This is a genomic window from Lichenibacterium minor (genome assembly GCF_004137685.1).
Classification (GTDB): Bacteria; Pseudomonadota; Alphaproteobacteria; order Rhizobiales; family Beijerinckiaceae; genus Lichenihabitans; species Lichenihabitans minor.
The window spans coordinates 1-5,892 of record NZ_QYBB01000098.1 but is presented as its reverse complement, the minus strand read 5'-3'; the positions used below and the strand labels follow the sequence as shown (position 1 = coordinate 5,892).

Sequence of the window (5,892 nt, the reverse complement as noted above, 5' to 3'; positions counted from 1 at the left end):
CACGTCAGCCTCACCGCCAGCACGCCCACGCCCGTCTTCACTGCCGTGTTGACGTAGGCCGCGCCGATCCCCACCCCCGCGGTCGCCGCAGCGCTGTCGCTGGCCGCCTGCACAAGGGTTTTGTCCTGGCCCGTTAGGTGGGCGATGGACGTCACGATCGGATTCGGCAACGTGCCGGAGAGATCCCCGCCGAGCGCACCGACGTTCGACGAGGCCGCGCCGGAGGCCAAGGCGCCGGCCGACACGCCTCCAGATGGCAGCGATAGCCCTCCCGCCGGGCACGCCATGCTGATGCTGGTGGCCGATTGGATCGCCACCCCGCCGAGGCCGGCCATGACGCTGTGCTTGCCGTCGAGGGCGGAGAGGATCGAGCCCAGCACGGGGTGCGCCCGGACGAAGTTGGACCCAGTCGACGTGAAGGCCGACATCCACGCCCCCTGGTCATGGTCGACGCCGTGGGTGTGCTGGACGTTGCCCGACACGGCGCGGCCGATAAGGCCCTTCGCACCCTGCACGGCGTGGTCGATGAATTTCGACGTCATCGTGAGAGGATCGAAGGTCGCCGATGCCGGCGCGGTGCTCGGATCGGCGGAGAAGGTGCGATGCCCGTTGTCGGGGTGCAACTCGTGGACGTGGAGCTTGTCTTCGCTCCGAAGGTGGGCCGCCCTCGCGTCGACTTGTTGCAGCCGCCGCGGATCGGAGCGGACGCCCGGGATCGTGATGCCGTCCGACAGCGAATGCGCCCGATCGCTGATAGGCTGAGCCGTGCCGCCGTTCTGATGCCAAGCGTCGATGCCGTTCTCGGCGAAGAGCGTCAGCACCTCATCGCCGATGGTCAACCCGTGCGTGAGGACGGTGCCGTTGCCGCCCGGGAAATGCACGGGGCTGTCCGGCACCACGGGATAATCGACGTAGCTGGTTTTCGTGAGCGTCGGATCCTTGATCGCCTGGCGCACGGTAGGTTGCACTTGGACCGTATGCCCGTCTGACGCCTGCGTGACGCGGGCTACCATGGCAGTGTGCATGTGCGACTTGATCCCGGCCCACATGGACCGGAAGCCTTCCTCGGGATTGTCGAAAAGCTCGCGGAAATCAGGCATCGAACGCCCCCGCATTGTGGTCGAGCTGAGCGGCGCGCCGGAAGCGCAGGATTTCCAGATACAGCGCCTCCCGAAGCTCCAGCGACAGCGCGAAGGCCTGGTCTTCCGTCATGTCGGCCATAGAAGCGGCCACGGTGCCGGCCAGCACTTTCACGAGGGCGCCGCGAAACTCGACCTTCCATCCCGCCTGAGCGGCCACCGCACCCATCTCCATCAGCTTTTCGCCGATGTAGGCCATGCCCGGCGCGTCGAGCGGCCCGGGAAAGTGAGGCTTGGTCGCCAGCCACGCCGCCATGTGCGGGCAGGAGGTTTCTGTGGTGGGTGAGTCATCCATCACTTCTGCCTCACGATATATTTGATGCTGCGAAAGAGATCCCGCGTGTCGAGCAGTGGCGTTGCGAGATCGGCCTCGTGCAGCACGTCATCCGGCGTGCCTTGCTTCTGCAATTCGAGGAAGGTGCGTGCGTCGCGGTTGGGCTTCGCTCCAACAAGCTTGCCAGTGTCGGCGTACTTACGTCGGGCGCGCGCCTCAATCGTCCGCTGAGAGAGCGGGGCAAATCCACCCGAGAGCATGGTTCGCTGAACGCTGTCGACAGCCATCAAGCCCGCTTGATCGAAGCCGTCTTTGATCTCGCTCGGCTTGCCCGACAAGGCACCCGTGGCGGCGCGGAGCATGCCCTTACGGATCTCAGGGAGCGCAGCTCGGACGCCCGGGCGCAGGAAGGGCCGGGCCGGAAGGTTCATCGCCGCGTCGCCAAATTCCATCATGTAGCCGATGACGCCATTGCTCGGCGGCGTGCCCTTCTCCCCGGGCTCGGGATCGCGGCGGCTGCCGCTCGGGATGCCGACGAGCAAACGCGTGCGGTTAAGCTGCGCGACGGCCTTTTCGATAGGGCCGAGGCCGGAGCCGTTGCGCTTGAGGGTTGACTTAACCGCCATGCCCAAATCCCTCAGCTTTCAGTCGCGCCACCAGCGCTTCAACCGCGGCGCGGGCAACGAAGCGGATAGGGATGGAGCGGGCGACCATCGCGTCGGCTTGCCGCGCGAGGTCGAGTCGGTCGCCGAAGGCGCGAGCGATCGCTGCGGGGCCTGTAGAAAGGCAGGAAGGGGTCGAGGCCATCACTGCGCAGCCCCAGGCAAAGGCCGCTCTTGCACCTTCCCGTGCCAGCCTGACGGTGGCGGACCAGCGACAGCGTCCGTGAGGCCGAGGACCGTGTGGCCATGCTCCCGGCATGGGCCCGGGCCCCAATAGGCGACACAAGCGTCCGGCGGGACGTGGTTGACGATGACAGCGCTGGGCGGAAGGTGCCGAGATGCACTCGACAGGGCGACCGCGGCGGCAGCGGTGAGGGCGAGGATCGCGAGGGGCGCGAGGGGCATCAGGATACCATGACAAAGAAAGGGAACCCCACCTCGACGGCGCGAGGCCGGAGGCGAGGGCGGGGTCGGCCCGAAGGATACAGGCGCCCGCTGGCGGCGTTTTCGCACCTCCGCCTGGCTACACCCCGCGTTCATGCTCGCAGGGATCTCTGCGGCGCCCGGTCCGTGCCGGCGACCACCTGGAGCCGCAACGAAGGCGCAGGCGGCGGCTCGGGGTCGGGCACCCCATAGGTGTTGCTCATGGCTTCCTCGACGGTCGGACCCCAGCCCGCGACCGGAGCCGTGTCGGGCACCACCAGCGAAAAGGCTACGCCGTTGCCCGTCGAGGTGAAGGCGAGATGCAGCGGCTCGGAACCCATGGTCCGCAGCAACTCCACGAGCGCCGTCTCGGCCGGGGTAAGGTCCAAGTGGCATCACTCGTCCGGCATGGGCAGGACCGCGTCGGGGTCGGACTGCAGCGCCGCCAGCGCCTCGCGCCACCGATGCAGCAGCGCCCATCCTTCAGGGTCGGTTCGGAAGTCGGTCGGTGCGGTCGCCCCGTGATAGGGATTGTCCCGCTGGAGCAATGCCCCGCCGGTCGCAAGGCTGAAGGCCCGCTCCGCAGCCGCGGCAAGAGTGACTAGCTTCTTTGTTTCCGCCGCCAGCGCCGCCATGGCCGGGTCGTAGTGAACGGCGAGATCCGCAGCCCTGCCGATGCTCGACCGCTTCCACGACAGGCGCTGTGTCGCCTGGTCGAGACGCTTCTGATGAAACTGCAAGGCCGCAAGGGCGGAATCGCGCGCGTCCGTCGCGCTCGCCACCGCGGCCTTGGCATCCTCAATCGACGGGGGCGGCGTGTTCAGGAGGACGGTGTAGGCGTCCGCTTCCTCCTGCGAACGGAAAGTGTGGGGCTCGCGAGGCCGAGGGGCGTTGAAGCCTGGGCGAGGTCGCGCGCGCTCCAACGCTTCTTCGGCGGCGGTCAAGACAGACTCTGCCGCCCATCGAGCGCTATCAGCCTCTGACACGGCGGCGCCGGCCTCGGCAGACTCGATCTCCAACGCCCGCACCTCTGCGATAGCGTCGGCGAGCACCTGGCGGGCGCGGGAGCGTTCGGGCTGTGCTGGGGCGGTTTCAGGCGGAACGGCCGCCAGCGGGCTCGCCAGGGGTGGCACGGATACGTCCAGCGCTTCCGTGCGGGTGGTGGTGACCTCGGCGGTCAGAGGCATGATGGCGCGGGGACGGCGGCCCATCACTTCAGCCTGCCCGCGTTCGGAAACAGCATGTCGTGGATACGCGCGCGCTCGGCCGCGTCCATCGCGAGGGGGTTCGATCTGGAGCCGACGACGCTGTTGACCATGCTGCGGCGGTTGCGGGGCGTGTACTTCAGGAGATCGCGCTTGAGGTCGCTCTCGGGGAGACGGTGGTCTGTCGCCTGGGGCGTGGTTCCCTCGGTAACATGCTCGTCGATTTCGGCGAGCTGATCCGGCGGCAGCTTGCTCAGCAGGAACTGCAGCACCGTCTTGACGGCGGCGGGATCGTCGAGCCACCTCCCATCTTGCGGGGCGGCGTCGAGGGCAAGGGGGTATGCGGAGCGGGGCATAGAGTGTCCTTTCAGCGGGTTCAATCGGCGATGCGGTGGGCTTCGCCCTGCACGATCGGGCCGAGCTTGGCGTCTTCGGCGGCGGGGAGCTTGTGACGTCGGCTGCGGCGGATGGTGGTCGGGTCGAGCGGCATGGGCTCGCCGAGCGCGAAGTGCTGCCCGTCCTGAGCGACCATGCTGGTGGGATAGGGTCGGACAACCGCCTTCGGCTTGTCGGGCCCGATGATGTGGGCAAGGCGGGGGAGCTTGCTCATCAGCGGAGACCTCCGAAGCGGGAGCGGGAGCCAAGGTGGCGACCTCCACGAGGGCTATAGGCGAGAGGCTTGGAGAAACGCTCCAAAAGCTCATCGGTTATGACGATGTCAGAGGACTTCTTCGCAGCGGAAATCAGAGCGCCGCATGCCGACGTGCAATAGTCGTCATGGTCGTTGCTCTGGTGCGTGATCTTGTTTCCCTTCCAAATCAGCGAGATCAATTGATCCGTGAGTTTAGGGACATCCAGCAGTTCGACCTCGCCCGCGTTCAGAGAAGGCTCGAATGTTTCGTAAAGCTCACTCGCGCTGCGGGTGTCGACAACGTAGGAGATGCCAGTGGCCTCAAAGTCCCGGCGGAAAGTTTCCCCGGCGAAGGCATCGCCGACCACCCGTGCGAGGCCGTAGGCTTTGATCTCGGCCGCGAACTTCACGATGGCATCGCGCGGGTTGAACGGGGCCTTGCCGTTCTGAGCCATGACGGAGGCCAGCACCGCCTTGCCCGTCTCCTCATCGCGGTACGCGATAGCGAGAGTGGCATCATCCTTGGAGCCGCCGCTCATGTCTGTATGAGCGTGGTAGCGCCGGCCGGGCTCGGGGGGTAGCCGGACGCGATTCAGAACGACAGCGGCCGTGATGCGCTCGGCTTCGAAGGCGGCGCCGTCCGGGGCGCCGGGCAGGTTGAGGTGCAGGCGGCGATAGCGATGCGTCGGCAGGCGCTTGCGCTGCTGCGCGAGATAGCCCGGGTTCCCCCACGAAGCCATGCTCGGGTTGGCTCGCTCCTCTGGCGTCTCTGCATCCACGAGGGCGGGATCGGTCGTGTAATCGCCCGCGTACCACGAAAAGTACATCCGCTCGTCGGAGCCCTCGCGCCCAGCCTTGAGGAAGTCGAAGAGGGGCACCCCCGGCTTGGCGTTCATCGAATTATAGGACGTAATCCACATGAGGCTGTCGTGGCGCGTCGGGTCCTGCGCCAGCGCCTCAAAGATCTCATGCCCCTTGTAGGCGTGAATTTCGTCGAATCCACAAATCGAGTAGGTTTTGCCGTGAGCGCCCGCGCTGTCCTTCGCCGGTAGGATCGCCAGCGTCCCGCGGCCGTCCCGGCGGACGATCTCCTTGTCGAGCACCCGAACTTCCGCAGCCAAGTCGGGATTGGCGGCGATGAGGAGCTTCGCCAACTTCAGATCGTCGGCGGCCTGGCCCTCATCATTCGCCAGCGTAAAGCAGTCGTTTCCCGCCGGGCTGTGCCAGGCGATAAAGCGATAGAGCGTCGCGAGGATGAGGTCCGACGTTTTGAAGTTCTTCTTTCCTCGGCCGGTCAGGGCGAAGTTGTAGCGCGGCCGATCGCCGTCAAAGTCGTAGAGCACCGCAGACAGGATCTCACGGCGGTAGGTCTCGATCGTGTCGAGTAGTGGGCGGCCGTCGATCCACTTCAGGAGGCCGAAGAATGCCAGGGGGTGCGGACTGTCGCGGAAGGTCAATGCCCCGCCTCCCGGCTCGCTGCGGGTAGCGTCCACGGAGCTGGTGGAGTTTTGGAGTCGAGGGCGGTGGGCGGAGCTCCGCACATGGCGGAGCCCGCCGC

Annotated in this window: 8 protein-coding genes; all 8 read right to left on the bottom strand. The window is 66.6% G+C overall.

Going from position 1 to position 5,892, the window contains the following annotated elements:
• Positions 1-1,100 (bottom strand): Gp138 family membrane-puncturing spike protein (locus D3273_RS27040; protein WP_129230058.1); only part of this gene is annotated, 1,100 nt, incomplete at its 3' end.
• Positions 1,093-1,434, bottom strand: a complete 342-nt coding sequence (locus D3273_RS27035) for a hypothetical protein (protein WP_129230056.1) — start codon at positions 1,432-1,434, stop codon at positions 1,093-1,095. The genes D3273_RS27040 and D3273_RS27035, both read right to left, overlap by 8 nt.
• A complete protein-coding gene (locus tag D3273_RS27030) occupies positions 1,434-2,039 on the bottom strand; it encodes a hypothetical protein (RefSeq protein WP_129230054.1) in 606 nt (201 codons plus the stop codon). Before D3273_RS27030 ends, D3273_RS27035 begins: the two co-directional genes overlap by 1 nt.
• 572 nt (positions 2,040-2,611) lie before the next feature.
• Positions 2,612-2,887, bottom strand: coding sequence for a hypothetical protein (locus D3273_RS27025; RefSeq protein ID WP_129230052.1), 276 nt, complete (start codon positions 2,885-2,887; stop codon positions 2,612-2,614).
• A 6-nt stretch (positions 2,888-2,893) separates the two neighbouring features.
• A complete protein-coding gene (locus tag D3273_RS27020; RefSeq protein WP_129230050.1) occupies positions 2,894-3,709 on the bottom strand; it encodes a hypothetical protein in 816 nt (271 codons plus the stop codon).
• Positions 3,709-4,059 carry a hypothetical protein gene (locus D3273_RS27015; RefSeq protein ID WP_129230049.1) on the bottom strand — a complete coding sequence of 117 codons (351 nt, stop codon included), beginning with the start codon at positions 4,057-4,059 and terminating at the stop codon, positions 3,709-3,711. Before D3273_RS27015 ends, D3273_RS27020 begins: the two co-directional genes overlap by 1 nt.
• Positions 4,060-4,079: 20 nt before the next feature.
• Positions 4,080-4,313, bottom strand: coding sequence for a type 2 periplasmic-binding domain-containing protein (locus tag D3273_RS27010; protein ID WP_129230047.1), 234 nt, complete (start codon positions 4,311-4,313; stop codon positions 4,080-4,082).
• On the bottom strand, positions 4,313-5,791 hold the full coding sequence (locus D3273_RS27005; protein ID WP_129230045.1) for a hypothetical protein: 1,479 nt from the start codon (positions 5,789-5,791) through the stop codon (positions 4,313-4,315). Before D3273_RS27005 ends, D3273_RS27010 begins: the two co-directional genes overlap by 1 nt.
• Positions 5,792-5,892 lie beyond the last annotated feature (101 nt).

What these genes read in the sequence shown, in the direction of transcription:
- D3273_RS27035 (WP_129230056.1), bottom strand. Translation starts at nt 1,434, where the DNA reads ATGGATGACTCACCCACCACAGAAACCTCCTGCCCGCACATGGCGGCG.
- D3273_RS27030 (WP_129230054.1), bottom strand. Translation starts at nt 2,039, where the DNA reads ATGGCGGTTAAGTCAACCCTCAAGCGCAACGGCTCCGGCCTCGGCCCT.
- D3273_RS27020 (WP_129230050.1), bottom strand. Translation starts at nt 3,709, where the DNA reads ATGGGCCGCCGTCCCCGCGCCATCATGCCTCTGACCGCCGAGGTCACC.
- D3273_RS27015 (WP_129230049.1), bottom strand. Translation starts at nt 4,059, where the DNA reads ATGCCCCGCTCCGCATACCCCCTTGCCCTCGACGCCGCCCCGCAAGAT.
- D3273_RS27010 (WP_129230047.1), bottom strand. Translation starts at nt 4,313, where the DNA reads ATGAGCAAGCTCCCCCGCCTTGCCCACATCATCGGGCCCGACAAGCCG.